The sequence below is a fragment of the Kribbella sp. NBC_01245 genome (genome assembly GCF_036226525.1).
In the GTDB taxonomy this organism is placed as follows: Bacteria; Actinomycetota; Actinomycetes; order Propionibacteriales; family Kribbellaceae; genus Kribbella.
Genome location: NZ_CP108487.1, coordinates 2,551,067 through 2,572,584 on the forward strand (window position 1 = coordinate 2,551,067; position 21,518 = coordinate 2,572,584).

A 21,518-nucleotide genomic window follows, 5' to 3' on the forward strand; every position below is an offset into this window, starting at 1 on the left:
GCCCCTCCGGCAATCTCACCGCACGCCCCCAAGGGGTTGCACTTCGTGCTGGCACCTGATCCAGACCCGCGGGATTCGGGATCGGGCGCGCGGAGAGTTGTGCGGGATGTCACGCTGGTAGCGCAACCGCCGCGCCGGTCTGGGCGACGGCGCACCCGCCTGCGACCATGGCGTCTTGAAGTCGTCGTTCTGTACCGCCTGAGGAGTCAGCGTGCCAGTGCACTCTTATGCGGAGGAGTTCCGCTCCCCCGGTTCCGGCCAGCAGGCCGGTGTCGGTGTTCTGCTCAGCCATGGGTTCACCGGCTCGCCCGCGTCGATGCGGCCGTTCGCCGAGCACCTGGCCGCCGAGGGCTTCGGGGTGGCGCTGCCCCGGCTGCCCGGCCACGGCACCACCTGGCAGGAGATGAACCACACCCGCTGGCCGGACTGGTTCGCCGTACTCGAGAACGAGTTCGAGCGGCTGCGCAAGGAGCACGACAAGGTCTTCATGGCCGGCCTGTCGATGGGCGGATGTCTCACGTTGCGGATGGCCGAGGAGCATGGCGCCGACCTGAGCGGCCTCGTGCTGGTCAACCCGTCGGTGCAGACCGACGACAAGCGGCTGGCGGTGCTGCCGGTGCTGCAGCGATTCGTGCCGTCGCTGGCGGGCATCTCCAACGACATCAAGAAGCCGGGTGTGAACGAGTACGCCTACGACCGGATGCCGCTCAAGGCGTTGTACTCGCTGTCCCAGTTGTGGCGCATCACCCGGGACGACCTGGCCAAGGTGACGCAGCCTGTGCTGCTGTTCCGGTCGACCGTGGATCACGTGGTCGAGGCCAGCAGCGGCTTGAAGATTCTCTCCTCGATCTCGTCGCGCGATGTCACCGAGGTCCTGCTGGAGGACAGCTACCACGTGGCCACGCTGGACAACGACGCCCCGCGCATCTTCGCCGAGAGCGTGGGCTTCATCCGCCGGGTGGCCGCGGATGCGTGACAACGGCCTGACCGCGTCGTCGTACGCGGAGATGGGGGAGGTCGAGCCCTCGATCACCGATGCCGTGCTGAGCGCGCTGGCCGAGGCCGGCATCGCGGCGTACGCCGAACAGGTGGAGCCGGGCGAGGCGTCGCGTCGCGCGATGGACCGGCTGTACGTCGACGAGGCGTCAGCCGAGCGCGCCGGCGTGGTGATCGCCCGGAGCAGCGAGGACGCGGAGTGGCAGGCCCTGGTCGCGCAGTTCGACGAGGCGCCCGCCACGGACAGCGCGAGTGAGACCGGCGAGGCTGGTACGGCGACCGTGCCGCGCTGGCCCGCGATCGAGGACCTGGACATCGAGATCGACCGGTCCGAGCCGGTCCGGATCAGTGACGACCAGCCGGAGCCCGAGCCGAAGCCGCGGGTGGCCGACGCCAAGGACCCGCACGAGCACTACATCCCGCCGGAGCCGCCGCGTGGTCCGCGGCTGGACTGGATCAGCCGGCTGGCCTGGACCGGGGTGATCGGTGGACCGCTGGTGCTGGTGCTGGTCGCGCTGCTGGACATCGGTTCGGGTAGCCGACTCACCCTGCTCGGCGCGCTCGGATTCGCGGCCGGATTCCTTACGCTGGTGATCCGGATGAAGGATCGCCTGCCCGCTGACGAGGGTGGCGACGACGGCGCGGTGGTCTAGGCCGGGCCCCGTCTGATAGACAGACCTCACGATTGTCGGACAATCCGGCGATCTGGGTTCGAGGAAGGGCACCAACGTGCAGGTCACCGAGACCGTCGAGATCACCGGCCATCTGATGGACTCCGGTCTGCTGTCGAGGGTTCTCGACGACATCCGCGAGTACGGCGGTGACTACACGCTGGACAAGTTCGAGCTCGGCCACGACAAGGAGGACACCTCCACGGTCCGGATGACGGTCGGCGCCGATGACGAGGAGTCCCTGCAGCGGCTGCTGATGCGGATCCAGACCAAGGGCGCGAACCTGGTCGATCCCGGTCAGCCGCAGATCACCGAGGCCGACACCGACGGCGTGTTCCCCGACGGTTTCTACTCGACCACGAACCTGCCGACCAGCGTGCGCCTCGGCGGCCGCTGGGTGCTGGTGCAGAACCCGGAGATGGACTGCGGACTGCTGGTCGAGGGCGACCTCGAGGGGGACTCTGTGCGGACCATCCCCATGTCGGACGTAAAGGCCGGCATGCGCATCATCACCAGCGCCCAGGGCGTCAAGGTCACTCCCCCGGTCGTCGCGAACACCGAGGAGTCGTTCGGCTTCATGGAGTCCGACGTCTCCAGCGAGAAGCCACAGCGCGTGCTGGTCATGCAGGTCGCCGACGGAATGCGCGAGGCGAAGGCGAACGGCCTGAAGGTGCTCTGGGTCGGCGGCCCGGGCATCGTGCACACCGGCGCCGCGCCGGCCATGGTCGCGCTGGTCGAGGCCGGCTTCGTGGACGTGCTGTTCGCGGGCAACGCGCTGGCCACCCACGACATCGAGTCCTCCCTGTACGGCACCTCGCTCGGCGTCGACCTGTCCCGCGGCCGTGGCGTCGAGCACGGCCACGAGCACCACATCCGCGCGATCAACACGATCCGCAAGGCCGGGTCGATCGCGGCCGCGGTCGAGCAGGGCGTGCTGACCTCCGGTGTGATGCACGCACTGGTGAAGAACGGCAAGAAGTTCGTCCTGGTCGGCTCGGTCCGCGACGACGGTCCGTTGCCCGATGTCTACACCGACGTGCTCGAGGGCCAGCGGGCCATGCGGGCCGGTCTGACCGATGTCGGCTACTGCCTGATGGCCGCGACGATGCTGCATTCGGTTGCTACCGGCAACATCCTGCCGGCGTCGATCCCGCTGACCTGCGTCGACATCAACCCGGCCACGGTGACGAAGCTGGCCGACCGGGGCTCGTCCCAGGCCCGCGGCATCGTGACCGACGTCGGGCTGTTCATCGAGCACCTCGCCCGCGAGCTCGCCCCCGGCTACGCGTCCTGACCGCTCCAGACATCCGATTTCCTATCGGATGACCCGTAGACATCCGCGCCCCTGCGGCTTAGCGTGTTCCGAAATTCATCGGATCTCTACCGCCCCAGGGGATACGGATGCACATAGTCACCGCCGGTCTAGCCATCGTCGCCGCCGTGAGCGTTCTCACCGGTATGACCTCGCCGCCCAGCCAATCCACCGAGACCACCGATGTCGCCGACGCCGCGGAGGAAGGCCCGTCGCTCTGGTACGACGAACCGGCCCGCGACTGGGAGTCCGAGGCGCTGCCGATCGGTAACGGCGCACTCGGCGCGATGGTCTTCGGCGATCCGTCCACCGAGCACCTGCAGCTGAACGAGAAGACGCTCTGGACCGGTGGTCCGGGCGCGAAACAGGGCTACGACTTCGGCAACTGGCGTACGCCGCGCCCGACCGCCTTGCAGGACATCCGGCGCATGATCGACCAGAACCTCAAGGTCCTCCCGGACAAGGCCACGGAGATGCTCGCCCAACCTGAGATCGGGTTTGGCGACTACCAGCCGCTGCTGGACCTCAAACTGGCCATGGACTCCGCACCAGCCGCGACGGGCTATAGGCGCCACCTAGACATCAAGAACTCCCTAGCCGGTGTGCGGTACGACGCCGGCGGTGTGCGCTACACCCGCGAGTACTTCGCCAGCGCCCCCGGGAACGTCCTAGTCGCCCGGTTGAGCGCCAGTGAGCCCGGCAAGATCGGTTTCACCACCACGCTCACTGGCGAGGCGAACCGCACCCGCACGGTCACTGCGATCAACGGCCGCATCCGGGTTCACGGAAGTCTCCTGGACAACGGGATGCGCTACGAGACGCAGGCCCAGGTACTCAACACCGGTGGCACGCGTACGGACAACTCGGACGGCAGTGTCACCGTAAGCGGCGCCGACTCCGTCGTACTGGTTATGTCTGCTGGTACCGACTACGCCGACACCTACCCGGCGTACCGGGCTGGAGATCCTGGGCCGGGTGTGACGAGTCGTGTCGACGCTGCCAGCCGCATGTCGTACGACGGACTCCGGGCGCGACACATCGCGGACTGCCGGCGTCTGTTCGACCGGGTCGCGCTGAACCTTGGACAGATTGTGCCGACTGTGCCGACCGACGACCTGCTCGGCCGGTACCGCGATGGCACGGCGTCTCCGGAGGAGCGGAAGGCGCTGGAGGTGTTGTTCTACCAGTACGGGCGCTACCTGCTGATCGCGTCGTCACGGGACACCTCTCCCCTGCCGGCAAACTTGCAAGGCGTCTGGAACAAGTCGACGACTCCGCCGTGGCGTTCCGACTACCACACCAACATCAACCTGCAGATGAACTACTGGCTTGCCGAGAGCACAAACCTCAGTGAGACCACTGCCCCACTCTTCGACTTCGTAGACGCTCTCGTGCCGCCCGGACGGGTCACGGCGAAGGAGATGTTCGGCGCCGACGGCTGGGTCGTACACAGCCAGACGAATCCCTTCGGCTTCACAGGCGTCATCGGCTATCCCCTGGCCTTCTGGATGCCTGACGCGGGCGCTTGGCTCGCCCAGCACTACTGGGAGCACTACCAGTTCACGCAGGACAAGACGTTCCTGAAGGAGCGGGCATACCCCCTGATGAAGGAGCTCGCCGCCTTCTGGCTGGACGAGCTGCAGGTCGATCCGCGTGACGGCAAGCTTGTCGTCTCGCCGAGCTTCTCGCCCGAACACGGCGACTACTCGGCCGGAGCGGCCATGCCTCAGCAGATCGTCTGGGACCTCTTCACGAACCTCAAAGAGGCTGCGCCCGTAGTAGGCGAGACGAGCGCCTACCGAGCGCAGATCGCGTCCGTACTCGACCGGCTGGACCCGGGGATGCGTATTGGCTCGTGGGGCCAGTTGCAGGAGTGGAAGGAGGACTGGGACGACCCAACGGACCAGCACCGGCATACGTCGCAGCTGTTCGGTCTACATCCGGGACGCCAGCTGATCCCGTCCAAGTCGCCAGATCTGGCTGCAGCTGCCGCTATGACGTTGAAGGGCCGCGGCGACGGCGGTACCGGTTGGAGCAAGGCCTGGAAGATCAACTTCTGGGCGCGCCTTCTGGACGGCAACCACTCGCACAAGATGCTCTCGGAACTCCTGAAGACCAGTACGTTGAAGAACCTCTGGGACACCCACCCGCCGTTCCAGATCGACGGCAACTTCGGTGCCACCGCCGGGATGACGGAGATGCTCCTACAGAGCCACGCCGGCTCAATCGACGTACTGCCCGCTCTGCCCGACGCCTGGGCCGACAAGGGCTCGTACGACGGTCTGCGCGCTCGCGGCGCCTACACGGTCGGTGCGACCTGGCAGGACGCCGCCGCCACGGAGATCCGGCTGCGCTCCGACAAGGGTGGAACCGTCTCCCTTCGCAACCAGATCTTCCAGGGCCCGTTCACCGTCACGGACGACCAGGGCCGCCGTGTCGAGGTACGCCGCACTGGTGCCGACAAGGTCTCCTTCGGTACGTCGGCCGGCCGGGCGTACACGGTCCGAGCGCAAGCGCGGATCGACCTCACCGCCCCGGCAGCCGTCTCGTTCAAACCGGTAGAGGTCAAGGCCTCGATCAGCGGCTCCATCCCGGCCGGCGACCTCACGCTCGACGTACCGACCGGCTGGAAGGTCTCGCCCACCTCGGTCCGTACGCCGGCAGTCAAACCAGGCCAGCCGTACGAGGCTGTCTTCACCGTCACGCCCACCTTGGCCTCCGGCGAAGGCGATTTCTCCCTGGTGGCGAGACTGAAGACATCGGATTACCAGCTGTCGGCGCGTGCCGGAACCGGGCTCTGGCGGGTCAACCTCGCGCGCGGGAAAACCGCCACCCAGAGCACGACCGCGCACAACGCACCGGCCTCGCGAGCGGTGGACGGCAACTCCAGCGGGAGCTGGGGCGACAACTCGGTCACGCACACGCCCGAACCGTCGAACCAGGCCTGGTGGCAGGTCGACCTCGGCAAGGCCGAAGGCCTGTCGCAGATCGCGGTGTGGAACCGGACCGACTGCTGCTCCGACCGCCTGAGCAACTACTGGATCATCGCCTCGGAGAACCCGATCACCGCCGACTCCCTCGAAGCCGCCCGAACCGCCCCCGGCGTAACGGCCCTCCGCCAAACCGCCACCGCCGGCTCCCCCACCCTCATCGACCTCCCCCTCACAGCCCGCCACATCCGCATCCAACTCGAATCCCCCACCGCCCCCCTCTCCCTAGCCGAGGTCAAACTCCACCCCACCAACGGCTAACCCTGAGAGGTGGGTTACGGCGTCGGAGGTTGGCGGGGTGCAGGATGGCCGGTATGACCGAACTCGTGCATCTGGATGTGGCCGACGGCGTCGCGAGCATCACGCTGGACTCGCCGCACAACCGCAACGCGCTGTCCCAGCAACTCACCGGCGAACTGCTCGCCCATCTCGAGAGCGCCGGCGTGGACGACGCCGCCAAGGTGATCGTGATCCGGTCATCCGGTGACGTCTTCTGCTCCGGCGCCGACATGTCCGAGGCGACCACGGTCGGCATGGGCGTCGGCGCCCAGCGCATGGTCGACGTTCAGCGCGCGATCGTCGCCAACCCCAAACCCGTCATCGCCCGGGTCGCCGGCCCGGCCCGCGCGGGCGGTATCGGCATCGTGGCGGCGGCCGACATCAGCCTCGCCGGGCACAGCGCCACCTTCGCGTTGACCGAGGTACGGCTCGGCCTGGCGGCGGCGACGATCTCGCTGACGGTCATCCCGCGAATGACCGATCGGGCGGCCGCCTTCACGTTCCTCACCGGCGACGGGTTCGACGCGACCGAGGCCGCTTCGCTGGGTCTGGTCAGCCGGGCCGTGCCCGACGCCGACCTGGACGACGTAGTCGCCGGCGTCCTCAGGTCCCTGCTCAAGGGTGTGCCGCAGGGATTGCGTGAGACCAAGAAGCTGCTCAACCGCGAGCTATTGGCCGATATCGATGCCCGCGGCAAGGACCTCGCCGAGCTCTCGGCCTCACTCTTCGGCTCCCCGGCGGCGCAGGAGGCCATGCTCGCCTTCCTCAGCCGCAAGAAAAGCTGACGCCTTCCGGCTCAGGTCAAGCGGAGGAGGATCGGCAGGTGGTCTGAAGCTGCGACCAGGTCTGCCGAGTTGACGTCCGATAGCGGGACGGCGATTGCGGTTAGGCCGGGGGAAGTGAGGGCAGCGTCTATGTGGCGGCTCGGAGCGCGGGCGGGGAAGGTGGGGCCGGTGTTGTTGTCGGTTAGGCCGGCCTCGGCGATTTTGGCCCAGAGGTCGCCGCCTGGTTCCTCGTTGAGGTCGCCGACCAGCAGGTACGGCACGCCGAAGGACTCGCATCCACGCACTACCTGACGGAATTCGCGCAGCCGCCCGCCGATGTGCAACCCGAGATGGCACACCACCAATGCCACCTCACGCCCGGGAGCGCTGTGGCCCGGGAGCGTCGTACGGGCGCCGATCGCGCCACCCGGCAACTGGGTCGCGATCAGCCGAAGGCGCCGGCGGATGAAAGGGCGCCAGACCCGCCAATGCCGGTACGACGTGAGGTCCAGACCGTCGGCGGCGAGAATCGCGTTGCGGGCCGCGCCTCCGACGTACCGCAGGCCGAAGGAAGCGGCCATCGCCTCGCGTTTGCGGCGCGTCCCCCACCAGGTCGGCGCCTCCTGGATCAGCGCGACATCCGGCGCACACGCGCGCACCACCCGGGCCAGGGCCTCGCGGTCATCGCCCCAGCGGTGCACGTTGTACGACAGGACGCGCAGACCGGGTTCAGTCATCCCGCGAGGGTGAGAAGGAATCCGGCTCCTGCACCGGCGGCGCGCTGATCGGCTCCGCGCGGCCGCTGATCGGCTCCGCGCGGGCGATCCGGCGGTTGGCGCCGAGCATCGACGTACGGCGGGCGACTCGTTCCGCGCGGGCGGCGGCACGCTCCGAACGCGGCAGCCGCTCCGACCTGGTGGCCCGCGCGGCAGTCGTCACGGCAGTCGTCTTGACCCGCACCCGGCGCAACCAGGTCGCTTCTTCGCGAGCGAGATCGGCCGCGCCGACCATGCCCGCCTCCGGCCCGAGCACCGCCCGAACCACGCGCGCCTCCGGCCGGAAACCACGCCCGGTCAACGTACGGCGGAAGGCCTCCCGCGCAGGCGCCAGCAACAGCTCACCAGCGTCACAAACGCCACCCCCGATGACGAAAGTCCCAGGATCCAGCGCAGCCGCGAGGTTCGCGAGCCCGATACCCAGCCACCGGCCGACGTCCTCGAGCAGCTCGACCGCGACCGGGTCGCCATCCTTGGCCAACTCGGTCACCAGCGGCCCGGTGATCGCGCGCGGATCACCGTCCACCCGGCGGAGCAGGTTGTGCGCAACCGGCGAGCCCGAGGCGGCCAGCTCACGCGCTTCCCGGACCAGCGCGTTGCCGGAGGCGTACTGCTCCCAACAACCACGATTACCGCACTCGCAGCGATGCCCACCCGGCACGACCTGCATATGCCCGAACTCGCCCGCGATGCCGAACTTGCCACGCTGCAAGGCACCATCGTTCAGGATGGCGCCACCAATACCCGTACCAAGGGTGACGCAGACCAGATGACTCTCGCCTTGGCCCGCGCCGAAACGCCACTCCGACCAGGCGGCCGCGTTGGCGTCGTTCTCGACCACGACCGGTACGCCGAGGCGGCGCTCGACCGCATCCCGCAGTGGCTCGTGCCGCCAGGCGAGATGTGGGGCGAACAGGACCGACGAGCGGGTGCCGTCGACGAATCCGGCCGCGCCGATGCCGACCGCGATCACGTCATGTTTGGCCTCGAGGGTCTCGACCACCTCGGCGATCGCGTCCTCGGTCTCGCGTGGGTCCTTGGTCGGTGTGTCCCGGCGCAACCGGTCCAGCACGTTGCCCTCCGGGTCGACCACGCCGGCGGCGACCTTCGTACCACCGATGTCGATCCCGATCGTGAGCGCCTGTGTCAACGCCATCGCCCGGACTCCTCTCTCGAACCCCCAGCGTTCAGTGTCAGTGTCGCCGAGCCAGGTCTGCCGCACCGATCAGACCCGCGTCATTGCCGAGCAAGGCCAGGCCGAAGCCCGGATGCGGCCGGTTCTGCTTGGCCGGCAGCACCTTCTCGAACGCGCGCTGAGCCGGCTTGAGCAGCAGCTCCTTGGCGGCGCTGACGCCACCCCCGAGCACGATCAACCGGGGGTCGAACAGCGTCGCGATACTGGCCAGACCCTCGCCGACCCATTGGCCGAGATCGTCCAGCAACTCGATCGCGCACGCGTCACCGGCGGCCGCGGCCTTGGTGATCATCGGCCCAGTCAACTCGGCCGGGTCACTGATCCCGCACACCCCGAGCATCTGCGCAGCCGCGAGCGAACCCGACTCGGCCTGCGCCCGGCCCTCCCGGACCAGCGCGTTCCCGGAGGCGTACTGCTCCCAGCACCCGCGAGCGCCACAACCACAACGATGACCACCCGGTACGACGCGCATGTGGCCGAGCTCGGCGGCAACACCATGCTCGCCGCGGAGCAACTCGCCATCGATGACGACGCCACCGCCGATACCGGTGCCGACCGTCAGGCAGACCATGTGCTCGACGTCCTTGGCCGCGCCGAAGGCGAACTCGCCCCAGGCGGCAGCGTTCGCGTCGTTCTCCACCACGACCGGCAAGCCGAGCGTCTCCTGGACGCGCGCGCCCAGCGGCTCGTCACGCCAGGCCAGGTTCGGCGCGAACAGCACGGTCGACCGGTCCGACGAAACGAACCCGGCCGCCCCGATCCCGATCGCCTCGATGTCGTGCCCGGCGATCAGTTCGGCGGCCGCCTCACAGATGGCCTTCGCGGTCTGGTCGGTCGAACCGGCCGGGGTGTCGCGATGCGTACGCTCGCCGATCTGGCCGTCGGTATCAACGACGCCTGCCGCGATCTTCGTACCGCCGACGTCGATGCCGATGGTCAGTCCCATGGTTCGGGGTCCTCACTCACGTCGATCCGGTCCGCTTTCGGCCGGGTCCCCTCTTCGTCATGCACAGTTTCATCATGCTCCGGACCGGCGGCGGCATCGGCATCGGTCCGGGCTTGGCGTGCGGCCTCGGCGGCTGCTTCGAGCAACGACCGCACTGACCCGAGCACGCCGGCGGCGGCAGTCGCGAGGTGCTCGATCGTCTCGGGACTCACCTGCTTCGCCCGCGAGATGAGCTGACACACCGGGCACCACTGGCACTCGCAGGCCCCCTGCTCTTCAGCCTCCTCAGGAAAGGCTTCCGCAAAGGCGTCGTACCCGTTTGATTCAGCGCCAGTGCCGTGGCGGGCGTCGGCGGAGGCCTGCTGGAGCACGGCGAACAGCTTCGCCGCCTCCTCACCGACCGACCCGATCGCTTCCTTGCTCACGACTTGCCCTCCGCGCTCACCTGTTGCCGTCCGTCAAGGCCTTGTGCTCTGCCAGCCGGCCCGCTCCCCCGCGGGTGGCGTGCCCCAGCTCCCGGCCGAGGTGGCGCCCATTCTCGCGGTAGCCCGGCGGCGTCGCCTGCTGCTGAGCTCCTTGAGGGGCGAAGCGTACCTGCAGGCGGCCGTTGTCCAGCCGGGCCCCGGTCACTTCGGCGCGGGCCAGTGCCGCGGGCAACGGCAGCACCCGGCGATACGAGCCGACGGTGATCAGCAGTTCGTCGCCGCGGCGGGCCAGTTCGAGATCGCTGGCGGTGGCCAAGGGCAACGACATCGTCAGCGTGTAATTGCGCCCATCGGTGTCGATATGACGATCGACCCACAGCGAGGTCTCGTCCGTGGCCCGCACGAACGGATCCTCCCCGCCGTACATCTCAACGGCGAAAGCGGCGAGCTCCTCCACGCCGACCGGCTCACACGCGCGGTACGGCGACTCCCAGATCGGCAACGGCTGGAACGAGACGGCCACTTCCTCGAGGATGCCACGCTGCGCCGCGACCCACTGCCGCCGCCAGTTGTCCGCACCGGCCGCCGGGAAGACGCGGTTCGCGATGACGCCGTCGACGCGATAGCCGTACAGAGAAAGCGTCGTGAGCGTACGCCGGGCTTCCGCGACGACAACGGCCTCCGGCGTGAGCACCAGTCGCACAGACGCGTCAGGCCCGGACAACATCGTCCGTACGTCGGCCAGGTCATCCCGCAACCGGCGCAACGCATCGAACACGTTGTCGTCGGGCAACGGCAGCCCGACCGCCTTGCTCAGGACCGGCCGGAACGTCCGCACCACACGCCGTTCGACCGTGAAGAGCCGGTTCATGTACCAGTTGAGGGCCTCGGGCAACGCCAGCAGCCGCAGCGTCTCGGCGGTCGGCGCGCAGTCCACCACGATGACGTCCCACTGGCCGGACCGGACGTGGTCGCGCACCTCGAGCAGCGCGAGCACCTCCTCCGCGCCGGGCAGAACGGTGAGCTCCTCGGCCTCGATCGGATCGACGCCGACCGTGTTCAGCACGCGGCGCAGGTAGGACTGAATATCGCCCCACGAGCGCTCGAACCGGCGCTGAGTGTCGATCAGCTGGACGAACAACCGGTCGTCGACCTCGGTCGGCTCCGGGCCTACCGCGGCGTCGAACGTGTCGGCCAGGGAGTGCGCGGTGTCGGTCGAGAGCACCAGCGTGCGATGTCCGCGGAGCGCGGCAAGGGTCGCGGTACCGGCGGCAGACGTGGTCTTACCCACGCCTCCCTTGCCGGTGTACAGCAGAACCCGAGTCACAGTCGCTCAGGACTCGACGCGCTTCTTGAGGCCTTTCAGGGCCGTGTCGATGATGACCTTCTCCGCCTTGCGCTTGAGCATCCCGATCATCGGAATGCTGACGTCGACGGCCAGCCGGTAGGTCACCTCGGTGCCCTGCGCGCCGAGATCCTTCAGCAGGTAGGCACCATCGAGACCTTTGACCATCTTCGCCTCAACGAGTGTCCAGGTGACCTCGTTACGGCCCCAGGTGTAGTCGAGCGTGTACTCGTCGGAGATCGCGCCCGCGTCGACCTTGAACCGGACCTGTTTCGGCCGGCCCGCCTCGTCGGTGGACAGCACCTCGGTCTCGCGCATCGAGTCCGCCCATTCCGGGTAGGACTCGAAGTCCGCGATCACCGCCAGGATCTCCTTCGGGGTCGCATCGACCACGATGGACGAGGTGGTCTGCTCTGCCATCGAATCACCTCTTCGCTGCCGGAAGGCTGACGGGACACCGGTACCACCGGAGACTATCGCGGGTTGCCAGCCAGGACGGTGTTCGCCCGCCGCGCGCCCGGTCTCGACCTCGTCCTTGAACTCCCAGACGTTATGCCGATAACGGGCCACATAGGACTCGCGCAGCCGATCGAGCCGCCGGCGGGACAACTTGCCTTCTGGTTCCGCCCGGAGGTACCAGTGCACGACCACACCGTCCCGGACCGGCTCGAGCCACCACTCCGCCGTACCCGTCAACTCCCCCGCAACCGTCCACCGCACCCCCTGCAACCCACGACGCTCGTACGGCGTGAGAGTGAGCCCGGGCCACCAGGCACGCCAGAGCGAGTCATCGCCCAAGCGCTGCGCGACGTAGGCTGGTTCCGCGACGATCAAGTCGTCGCAATTGACGTCGAGCGATGGCATGCGCAGTTCCCTGGGTCACACTTGTCCGGCCTGGCTACTTCCGAGTAGGTGACTGTAGCGTGCAAAAACGCCGACAACTCGGAGCACGGAGGAGAACGGATGCGTGAGTACACCACGCCCGCGGTGATCGAAGCGCCGACCACAGGCAGTCTCAGCGACCCGGTCTGGGCCAACGCGCAGTCCCATCCTGCCACTCCTGTGTTCAGTCGCCGGACGTCGTCGGGCTGGTCGGATGTGACCGCGGCGGAGTTCGCCGACCAGGTCACCGCCGTCGCGAAGGGCCTGATCGCCTCGGGCGTAGAGCATGGCGACCGGGTGGCCCTGCTGAGCCCGACCCGCTACGAGTGGACCCTGGTCGACTACGCGATCTGGACCATCGGCGGCGTCACCGTCCCGATCTACGAGACGTCTTCGGAATCGCAGATCAAGTGGATCCTGACCGACTCCGAGGCCGTTCTCGCCGTCGTGGAGGGTCCGACGCACGCGACTTCGGTCACGGACGCCGGCGCCGCGGACGTGCGGGAGATCCTGCAGTTCGAGGCGGGTGGGATCGACGACCTGGTGGCGCGCGGTGCCGCCGTGTCCGACGAGGAGCTCGACAAACGCCGTACGGCGGTCACGCCGACCGACGTCGCGACGCTGATCTACACCTCGGGCACGACCGGTCAGCCGAAGGGCTGCAAGATCTCGCACCTGAGCTTCATGGATGAGCTCGGCACCGCCACGAAGATTCTGGACGAGCTGTTCGACAAGAACGGCGCCTCGACGCTGCTGTTCCTGCCGCTCGCGCATGTGTTCGCCCGGATCATCCAGGTGGGCTGCGTGATGATGCGGGTCAAGGTCGGGCACAGCGCCGACGTGAAGAACCTGGTCGCCGATCTCGGCTCGTTCCAGCCGACGTTCATCCTCAGTGTGCCGCGCGTCTTCGAGAAGGTCTTCAACAGCGCCAGCCAGAACGCGCACTCCGCCGGCAAGGGCAAGATCTTCGACTTGGCTGCCGCGACCTCGATTGCTTACTCCGAGTCTTTGGATGCCGGTGGACCGGGCTTGGCCCTGCGGCTGAAGCACGGCCTGTTCGACAAGCTGGTCTACAGCAAACTGCGGGCCGTCCTCGGCGGCAAGGTGCAGTACGCCGTCTCCGGTGGCGCGCCGCTGGGCGAGCGGCTCGGGCACTTCTTCCGGGGTATCGGCCTCCCCGTGCTCGAGGGCTACGGCCTGACCGAGACCACCGCCGCCATCTGCGTGAACCTGCCCGGCGACATCCGCATCGGCACGGTCGGCCGCCCGCTGCCGGGTGTCACGGTCGCCGTCGCGGATGACGGTGAGCTGCTGTTCAAGGGCAACCAGGTCATGATGGGCTACTGGCACAACGACGAGGCGACGGCTGCGGCCATCGACTCGGACGGGTGGTTCCACACTGGGGACCTGGGCGAGTTCGACGCCGATGGGTTTGTGCGGATCACCGGCCGGAAGAAGGAGATCCTGGTCACGGCCGGCGGGAAGAACGTCGCGCCGACCATCCTCGAGGACCGGATTCGCGTACATCCGCTGGTCAGCCAGTGCATGGTCGTCGGCGACGGCAAGCCGTTCATCGCCGCGCTGATCACGATCGACCCGGAGACCATCGGGAACTGGGCGTCGAAGCACGGGAAGTCGTCGGATATCCCGTCACTGGTGGACGATCCGGACTTGATCGCGGAGATCCAGACGGCGATCGACGACGCCAACTCAGCCGTCTCGAAGGCGGAGGCGATCCGAAAGTTCTCCATCCTGCCGACGGACTGGACCCAGGAGACGGGCGAGCTCAGCCTCAAACTCAGCCTCCGCCGCCACATCGTCATGAAGAACCACACCGACGACGTAGAGGCCCTCTACACGAAGTAAGCACTTTTGGACCCCGGCTGCTGCATTACACGGCGGCCGGGGTCTTTTCATGCCCAGCGGCCAATCTGTGCATAACTCTCCCGCGAAGTGCCTTGTTGTGTGCGCCTCCCGGGCTCTCGGCGGCCTCTTGGCGGGATCTTGCAGTCCGGCGGCTGGATATCAGGTCGACTCGATGTAATGAGTGTGGCATCGTTACGGTCATTAGCAACATGGGGCCTGATCGCAGTGAGGAGCACGGATGCACGACGCGGCTCGGGTGAAATCGGTCGGCCTGGGGTTCGCCCTGTTCTCGGCGGTCTGCTTCGGCGGATCGGGCCCGTTCGCGAAGGCCCTGATCACCGCCGGCATGTCCCCACAGCAGGCGGCGTGGATGCGCATCCTCGGCTCGGCCATCGTCCTCGTACCGCTGATGCTCATCCTCCGCGGCCGCACCGGCCTGCGCAGCGCCCGCGCCTCTTGGCCCGCTTTGACGCTCTATGGCCTGACCGGTATCGCCGGCTGCCAGACGCTCTTCTTCATCGCCGCCAGCCGGTTGCCGGTAGGCATCTCCATCCTGCTCGAGTTCACCGGCCCGGTCCTGGTCGTCGGCTGGATCAAGTTCGGCCGGAAGGCCCACGTCCCCCGCTCGGCTGCCCTAGGCGTCGGCATCGCCGTACTCGGTCTGGCCTGCGTCGTCGAAATCTGGTCCGGCATCCAACTCGACGCAATCGGCCTCCTCGCCGGCCTAGCCGCGGCCGCCTGCCAAGCGACGTACTTCATCCTCATCGACCGCCTCACCGGCCTCGCCGACCCCCTCGTCATGACCGCCGTCGGCAGCGTCGTCGGCTCGCTCCTCCTCACCGCCGTCGCCCTCCCCTGGACGATGCCCTGGCACGTACTGACCGACACGATCCCGTTCGGCGACCGTACGGCGCCCGGCTGGTCCCTCGCGGTCTGGCTCATCATCGTCAGCACCGTCATCGCCTACCTAGCAGGCGCCGCCGCCGTCCAACGCCTCTCGGCCGCAGTCGGCGGAGCCGTCGCCTACGTCGAGGTCGTAGCCGCCGCCCTCTTCGCCTTCCTGCTCCTCGGCGAAAAGCTGACCTTCTTCCAAGTCCTAGGCGGCTGCATCGTCCTAGCCGGCGCCTTCGTAGCCCAAACCTCAGTCCACAAAGTCAGCCCGGTCCTGGACCTATCCGACGTCGAACGCGTCGCGGAAACGGGTGAGGGCGAGCTCGCTGTTCGATGAGGCGAAGGCTTCTAGGCCGATAGTGCCGTCGTACCCGAGTTCCTTGAGTTTGGCCGCGATCGCCGGGTAGTTGATCTCGCCCGTGCCCGGTTCGCAGCGGCCGGGCACGTCGGCGACCTGGACTTCGCCGATGAACGGGAACGCCTTCTCGATCAACGCGATGAGATTCCCCTCGCCGATCTGCGCGTGGTAGATGTCCAGCATCAGCTTGAGGTGCGGACTGCCAATAGCCTCGACCAGTGCCAACGTGTCCGCCGCCTTGCCGAACGGCACCCCAGGATGATCCACCTCGGCGTTGAGATTCTCCAGGCAGAACGTCACGCCATACCGCTCCCCCAGTACGGCGATCCGCTCCAGCGTCTTCGTTGCCTTGAGCCACATCTCGCCGGTCACGTGGTGCACCGGTACGACGGGCAGGCCGCGGGCGTCGAGCCCAGTGCCGTGCAGGTTCAACCTCGGACACTGGAGCTGCTGCGCGGCATGAATCGACAACTCAGCCGTACGCAACAACTCCTCCGCGCCGTCGGTCAGATTGCCGGAGACGTACCCGGTCATCGACGAGAACGCCGCGCCCGTCTTCCTCAACTCGGCAAGGTCCTTGGCAGTCCAGTCCCAGATCTCGACCTGAAAGCCGCGCTCGTGAATCGCCTCGATCCGCTGAACGAGCGGCAATTCGAGAAACAACATCTCCGCACAAGCGGCCAGCGTGAAAGTCATTCCGCCACCTTCTCCGGCTGACTACTCTGGTACGACGCAATCGCGGCGAGCGCTATCGCAAGAGCATTCCGCGCGTCTTCCCCGGTCACAACCGGCGTCGACTTTTCCCTGACAGCATTGACGAATGCGGCCATCTCGGCGGTATACGCGTCGATGAACATCTCAACGTCACTCCGCACAGTCCGCAGCGAAACCCCGTCCGCGTGATGATGGACCATCGCGGACTGCAGGAGATTCCCCGCACTCAGCATGCCCTTCGACCCGAACACCTCGCCACGCACGTCGTACCCATAAAGCGCCGAGAAGTTCGCCTCCGCCGTGGCAATCGCCCCATTATCAAAGGTGATCGTCACCACCGCCGTATCCAGCAGCCCTTGCTCCTTGAACTCCGGCGCCACCAACGCATCCGCCCGCGTGAACACCTCCAGCGGCTTCGCCCCCGGGTTCAACCACAACAACGTGTCGAAGTCATGGATCAACGTCTCCAGGAAGATCGTCCACGGCCGCACCCCGCCCGGGTTCTTCAACCCCGCCGGCCATCCCGGATCCCTGGTGACGCTGCGCATCAACTGAGGCGTCCCAATTCCCCCAGCCACCACCACCTCATGCACCGCCGCAAAGTCCTTCGCAAACCTCCGATTGAACCCCACCTGCAACGCCACCCCCGCCTCGCGCGCTGCCCCTATCGCCCGATCCGCGTCCTCCAGGCTGAGCGCCATCGGCTTCTCACAAAACACCGCCTTCCCCGCCCGTGCCGCCGCCACCACCAACTGGCTATGCGCCGCCGCCACCGACGTAATCGCCACCGCATCCACCTCGGGATCCCCCATCAACCCCTCAACATCAGTGGTCGCCCTCACCCCGTACGGCGCCGCGACCCGCTCAGCCGCCTCCCCCACCGGATCCGCCACCCCCGCCAACACCACCCCAGGCAACCGCCTCGCGATCGTCTCGGCATGCATAGCCCCAATCCGCCCAGCCCCCACAAGCCCAACCCGCACCAACTCCACCAGCCGCCTCCTCATCTCAGGACTAGAGCGCTCTAGTCAGAACAAGCAAACGCCGAACCCACCCCGCCGGTCAAGCGTTCGGCAGGGACAAATCCATAGCGGCGGCGTGAGGAAACCGAGTGCAGCCGGTCGGCATCGTGGCTACTGTCGGCGAATGACTTCGTTAGAGGGAGGCGCCACGCTGCCGTATTGCGTTTCGATCAGTAAGTACGACCCGGCTGATCGTGATGAGCATTGGGCATATATCGGACCTGAGGAGCCGATCAGCGACCACGGTCCGGTAGAGGCGGCATACCTGAAAGCGGTGGCTGCTTTCGCTGCCGAGCTGGGAGTCGAGCGGCTAACGATCCGCGAACCAGGACTTACCTCCATCAACTTCGGGCTGGAACCGACGATTGAGGGCCATGGGCTGATCGGCCTGTTCCCGGCCGACCTCACTGGATTTCACGATGGTGCCGAGGTGTCGCTCGAAGTCGCTCTCGAGTTGGTGCGCGCGATGATGCGCGATAACGGAGCCTTCTGCAGCCTCGAGGTTGCCGGAAGGCTCGAGGTGAGCGTCGGTTACGACCAGTACGTCAGAGTTCTAACCAGCTCGCCTTGCGAATCCGCGATTGCAACGACGTACGCCCTGGGTCTTTTCCCCGATGCCCGCGACCCGGCCATCTACGCCATAGACGATGAGGACACGGTGTATCGGCCGGCTGATGACGAGTTCTGGAAAAAGCTGGTCGGCTCAGTCGCGGCGGGCGAGGCCGGGCTGCTTGAGGAGATGCGCGTCTACAACCGTTCCACCTGGTGCCGGCTCAACGGGGAAGGCGTGGATCTCGCCGCCATCCGTGCCGGGCTCAGACCGCGTGCACGATTGACCGTCTGGCCGCCTTTGTCCACCGACCTCGACGCGGTTCGGCGCGCGGCGACTGCCGCCGAGTGGTCAGCCCAGATCATGTGGCAGGACGCTGATGGCCGCATCGTTAGCACCTACGTCGACGAGATCGAAGATGTCGATGCCGTCCTGGCCAATGCACGCGCCGCGTTGTGTACGGCGAACGTGGTGGACGAACGGATCGCGCTCTACACCGCGATAGTCCCCGACGGCGACGGAGTTGTGCGAGTCCTGCGAGGCATGGATCCAACCGAGGACGATCGGCGGTGGGCTGAGCGGCAAGCACCGCCGGCGTGATGGTGGTTGGGGCTAGTGCGCTCTAGTGTGGGGGCACTGGACTGGAGGTGGTGGCGTGGGGCGGCAGGCGACGATGGAGGATGTGGCGGCGCGGGCGGGGGTTTCTCGGGCGTTGGTGTCGATCGTTTACCGGAATGCGCCGGGGGCTAGCGAGGCGACGCGGGCGCGGGTGTTCGCGGCTGCGGCTGAGTTGGGGTACCGGCCGGACAGTCGGGCGCGGTTGCTTGGGCGGCAGCGGACGAAACTGCTCGGGGTCGTGTTCGGGGTGGGGCAGAGCTTTCATGGGGATCTGGTCGAGGCGTTGTACGTCGCTGCCGAGGCGGCCGATTACGACATCGCGTTGAGTGGGGTTGCTCCGTCGCGGAGCGAGAGTAAGGCCGCGCAATCCTTGCTGGATTACCGTTGCGAGGCGCTGGTCCTGCTCGGGCCTACGTTGAAAGCGGGCGACCTCGCGGCGTTGGCGTCGAGCCTGCCGGTCATCTCGGTCGCTCGTAAGGTCAACGCTGACGGCGTTGACGTGGTGCGTACGGATGACGCCAACGGCGCACGGCAAGCGGTCGACCATCTCGTTGCCCTCGGCCACCAACACATCGCACACGTCGATGGCGGAACCGCCCCAGGCGCCGCCGAACGTCGTACCGGCTATCGCACCGCCATCCGCAAAGCCGGCCTGACCGAGCACATCATCCGCGGCGGTCTGACCGAGGAACACGGCGCGCGCGCGGCCGCCGAACTCCCCTCGCACACCACTGCCGTGACCGTCTTCAACGATCGCGCGGCGGTCGGGCTGCTGGACGTCGTACGGCGCAACGGTTCTCGCGTGCCCGAGGACCTGTCAGTGATCGGGTACGACGACAGCACGGTGGCTCGGCTCTCCCATATCTCCCTCACCACCATCGCCCAAGACACCACCGCTCTCGCCGACCGAGCCGTATCTACCGCTATTACCCGTCTGAGCGACGAAACCTCCACCACCATCGAACAGGTGATCCCGCCTCTGCTGGTCCCACGCTCCACCACCGCCACACCGCGCTCCTGAGTCGGGACGCTTCCCGAGTCAGCGCAGGTGTTGCCAAGGCCCCGTCAGACGCAGCCATCCGGCCCCGTATCCGCTGTGGGCTTGACACTCCTGAGATGGGTCTTGGAAGCCTTCTGCCTGCTGTACTTCCGGGCCGCCTTACCATTGGTCTCGCGAGTTGTCTTCGCTCCGTTCTGCCGTGCTAGTCGTGGCCGTGGCGGCGGCGGGGTGAGCTCGCCGGTGGTGAGGTTCACCTGACCGAGGTAATGCGTGCCGGTATGGTCGACCAGGTACCTGGCTCCACGCGGGGTAGTCCATTCGACGCTGCCGTCGGGCAGGATCGCGTTGCGCAGGCCGCCGTGGGTTTTGGCCCGGTGCGGTGTGCGTGTCACCGGTGTCAGGTTCTTGGTGCTGGTTTGGCCTGGTGGGCCGTTCTTGTCGTATGGCACGACGTGGTCGAGGTCGGTGGAGAAGGTGGTTTCGCCGGTGGCCCACGGTTCCATCGGTATCGGGTAGCGCAGTTTGACCCATTCCCTGATCCGCTGGGGGATTTCATAGGAACCGGCGCTGATGTGTTCGCGCAGATCGATGACGGGCTTGAGGACCACGGCTTCACTGGCGATGAGTTCCTTCAGCTGCGAGACCAGCAGCGGGCCGATGCCTTCGACCCGCACGATCCCTTCACCGCTGGCCAGTGACTCCTGCGAGATGTGCACGTAGAAGATGTGCGGCGCCCGACCGAGGCCCCGGTTGCGGTTACGTACCTTGATGTCGGCCAGCAACTGGTCCACCGGCACACCATCCTCACCATCGCCGTTGCCGTTTGCGGTGTGGCCGCTGTCGCCGTACCCGCCGCCATATCCGCCGCCGTACTCGCGGTCGCCGTAATGGCTGGACTCGTCGTCGTTGCCGTGGCGGCCTGCAGCGCCCTCAGCGGGCTGGGCGGCTTTACGGGCTTTGCTGCGGCCGTGTTCGCGCAGGTCCAGGGCCATGGCGGGGTCGGCCAGCAAACCAATGGCCTTGGCGCGGAGCTGCTGATGGGAGCCGGTCTCGCCCTCTTGCGCCAAGATCTCGGCCAGTTCGTCGACGGCGGCGTCGAACCGGATCGCGTCACCGGTCGCGGTGCGGGCGACCACCGATTTCGTACCGTGATCGTTGGACTGTCCCAGCCACACGCCACGTTGGCGGGCGTAGAGGTCGGCGTCGGCCTTGGCCTTGTCCGGGTCTGCCTGCATTTTCGCGCCGGCGACGATGCGCCGCAGGTGAGATGGGGTGACGGTGTTGATGATCGCGTTGACCTTGGCGTCCACGATTCCCGCCGCGACCAGGGACAGCGATAGGCAGGTGCGGGCGATTGAGCGGGCCCGCCAGGCTTCGGCGTTGCCGGCCAGGACCTGGGCGAGGGTTTTCGGGAACCGGTGGCGCAGCGCGAGGGCTTCGCCGAGGTAGGCGGCCGCGGCACCGTGGGACATGCCGAGGCGCCAGCCGAATTCCTGGGCACAGAATTCGGCGATCGGCGGGCAGCCCTCACCGCCGTACACGCGCAGCCGTTCCACCCCCGGGACGATTTCGCCATCCGGTGGTGGGTCGATGGTGGCGTTGAGGTCGGCGTAGTGCAGGGCGAGCAGCAGCGACTCGGCTTCGTCGGCCGCGATGCGGGCGCGCGAGGCGGCGGCGCGGTCCAGGGTCTGGTCCACGTCGAGCTCATCAACACCGATATCGAACATACTAGCGATTATACAGCGTCAGTAATCGCGATTTCCGTTATCCACAAGGGAAAATTGCCAATGAGTCGGAGGTGGCCCTTCGAGCGCGGTAAGGCCAGTGCCCAGGAGCCTTTTGATGGTGCGGGGTTCGTTGGCGTGGCCGTGGCGACTGAGTGGGCGAATCCGACCGGCTCGCTAGTGGCGGGTGACGA

Annotated in this window: 18 protein-coding genes; 9 read left to right on the forward strand and 9 right to left on the reverse strand. The window is 67.2% G+C overall.

From position 1 onward, the window contains the following. Positions 1-211: 211 nt before the first annotated feature. The 5 genes from OG394_RS11225 to OG394_RS11245 all read left to right on the forward strand — a co-directional run bounded on the left by OG394_RS11225 (position 212) and on the right by OG394_RS11245 (position 7,033). Entirely contained in the window at positions 212-976 is a 765-nt protein-coding gene (locus OG394_RS11225; RefSeq protein ID WP_328995117.1) for an alpha/beta hydrolase, read from the forward strand. Beyond that, positions 969-1,649, forward strand: coding sequence for a hypothetical protein (locus OG394_RS11230; protein ID WP_328995118.1), 681 nt, complete (start codon positions 969-971; stop codon positions 1,647-1,649). Before OG394_RS11225 ends, OG394_RS11230 begins: the two co-directional genes overlap by 8 nt. Positions 1,650-1,725: 76 nt before the next feature. After that, complete coding sequence (locus OG394_RS11235; protein WP_328995119.1) at positions 1,726-2,961, forward strand: ornithine cyclodeaminase; 1,236 nt, start codon at positions 1,726-1,728, stop codon at positions 2,959-2,961. Between the two features lie 107 nt (positions 2,962-3,068). Further along, on the forward strand, positions 3,069-6,230 hold the full coding sequence (locus tag OG394_RS11240; RefSeq protein WP_328995120.1) for a glycosyl hydrolase family 95 catalytic domain-containing protein: 3,162 nt from the start codon (positions 3,069-3,071) through the stop codon (positions 6,228-6,230). Between the two features lie 53 nt (positions 6,231-6,283). Next, positions 6,284-7,033 carry an enoyl-CoA hydratase-related protein gene (locus OG394_RS11245; protein WP_328995121.1) on the forward strand — a complete coding sequence of 250 codons (750 nt, stop codon included), beginning with the start codon at positions 6,284-6,286 and terminating at the stop codon, positions 7,031-7,033. 11 nt (positions 7,034-7,044) lie between these two features. Here the strand turns inward: OG394_RS11245 and OG394_RS11250 are convergent, their stop codons facing one another. Genes OG394_RS11250 through OG394_RS11275 form a run of 6 tightly spaced genes read right to left on the reverse strand, consistent with a single transcriptional unit; the run spans position 7,045 to position 12,563 of the window. Further along, the gene (locus OG394_RS11250; RefSeq protein WP_328995122.1) at positions 7,045-7,749 is read right to left on the reverse strand and encodes an endonuclease/exonuclease/phosphatase family protein; all 705 of its coding nucleotides are present in this window, start codon (positions 7,747-7,749) and stop codon (positions 7,045-7,047) included. Next, on the reverse strand, positions 7,742-8,944 hold the full coding sequence (locus OG394_RS11255; protein ID WP_328995123.1) for an ROK family glucokinase: 1,203 nt from the start codon (positions 8,942-8,944) through the stop codon (positions 7,742-7,744). The genes OG394_RS11250 and OG394_RS11255 overlap by 8 nt, the downstream gene beginning before the upstream one ends. Before the next feature lie 37 nt (positions 8,945-8,981). Beyond that, positions 8,982-9,929 (reverse strand): ROK family glucokinase, encoded by a 948-nt coding sequence (locus OG394_RS11260; RefSeq protein WP_328995124.1) that lies wholly within the window; start codon positions 9,927-9,929, stop codon positions 8,982-8,984. Further along, the gene (locus OG394_RS11265; protein WP_328995126.1) at positions 9,920-10,354 is read right to left on the reverse strand and encodes a hypothetical protein; all 435 of its coding nucleotides are present in this window, start codon (positions 10,352-10,354) and stop codon (positions 9,920-9,922) included. The genes OG394_RS11260 and OG394_RS11265 overlap by 10 nt, the downstream gene beginning before the upstream one ends. 16 nt (positions 10,355-10,370) lie before the next feature. Beyond that, positions 10,371-11,681, reverse strand: a complete 1,311-nt coding sequence (locus OG394_RS11270; protein ID WP_328995127.1) for an ArsA family ATPase — start codon at positions 11,679-11,681, stop codon at positions 10,371-10,373. Positions 11,682-11,687: 6 nt separating this feature from the next. Next, on the reverse strand, positions 11,688-12,563 hold the full coding sequence (locus tag OG394_RS11275; RefSeq protein ID WP_328995129.1) for an SRPBCC family protein: 876 nt from the start codon (positions 12,561-12,563) through the stop codon (positions 11,688-11,690). A 99-nt stretch (positions 12,564-12,662) separates the two neighbouring features. Here OG394_RS11275 and OG394_RS11280 point away from each other — a divergent pair, with 99 nt between their 5' ends. Further along, positions 12,663-14,447: an AMP-dependent synthetase/ligase gene (locus OG394_RS11280; protein WP_328995130.1), complete on the forward strand. Its 1,785-nt coding sequence runs from the start codon at positions 12,663-12,665 to the stop codon at positions 14,445-14,447. A 238-nt stretch (positions 14,448-14,685) separates the two neighbouring features. Next, entirely contained in the window at positions 14,686-15,675 is a 990-nt protein-coding gene (locus tag OG394_RS11285) for an EamA family transporter (protein ID WP_328995131.1), read from the forward strand. Here the strand turns inward: OG394_RS11285 and OG394_RS11290 are convergent. Both OG394_RS11290 and OG394_RS11295 read right to left on the reverse strand, forming a co-directional pair. Continuing rightward, positions 15,619-16,392 (reverse strand): TIM barrel protein, encoded by a 774-nt coding sequence (locus OG394_RS11290; RefSeq protein WP_328995132.1) that lies wholly within the window; start codon positions 16,390-16,392, stop codon positions 15,619-15,621. The two genes, OG394_RS11285 and OG394_RS11290, sit on opposite strands and share 57 nt — an antisense overlap. Further along, the gene (locus tag OG394_RS11295) at positions 16,389-17,417 is read right to left on the reverse strand and encodes a Gfo/Idh/MocA family oxidoreductase (protein ID WP_328995134.1); all 1,029 of its coding nucleotides are present in this window, start codon (positions 17,415-17,417) and stop codon (positions 16,389-16,391) included. The genes OG394_RS11290 and OG394_RS11295 overlap by 4 nt, the downstream gene beginning before the upstream one ends. 139 nt (positions 17,418-17,556) lie before the next feature. Here OG394_RS11295 and OG394_RS11300 point away from each other — a divergent pair, with 139 nt between their 5' ends. Both OG394_RS11300 and OG394_RS11305 read left to right on the forward strand, forming a co-directional pair. Continuing rightward, the gene (locus OG394_RS11300) at positions 17,557-18,582 is read left to right on the forward strand and encodes a hypothetical protein (protein WP_328995135.1); all 1,026 of its coding nucleotides are present in this window, start codon (positions 17,557-17,559) and stop codon (positions 18,580-18,582) included. Positions 18,583-18,637: 55 nt separating this feature from the next. Further along, on the forward strand, positions 18,638-19,621 hold the full coding sequence (locus tag OG394_RS11305; RefSeq protein WP_328995137.1) for a LacI family DNA-binding transcriptional regulator: 984 nt from the start codon (positions 18,638-18,640) through the stop codon (positions 19,619-19,621). A 44-nt stretch (positions 19,622-19,665) separates the two neighbouring features. On the opposite strand, the gene OG394_RS11310 is transcribed toward OG394_RS11305, so the two are convergent. Further along, positions 19,666-21,327: a DUF222 domain-containing protein gene (locus OG394_RS11310; protein WP_328995138.1), complete on the reverse strand. Its 1,662-nt coding sequence runs from the start codon at positions 21,325-21,327 to the stop codon at positions 19,666-19,668. Between the last annotated feature and the right edge of the window lie 191 nt (positions 21,328-21,518).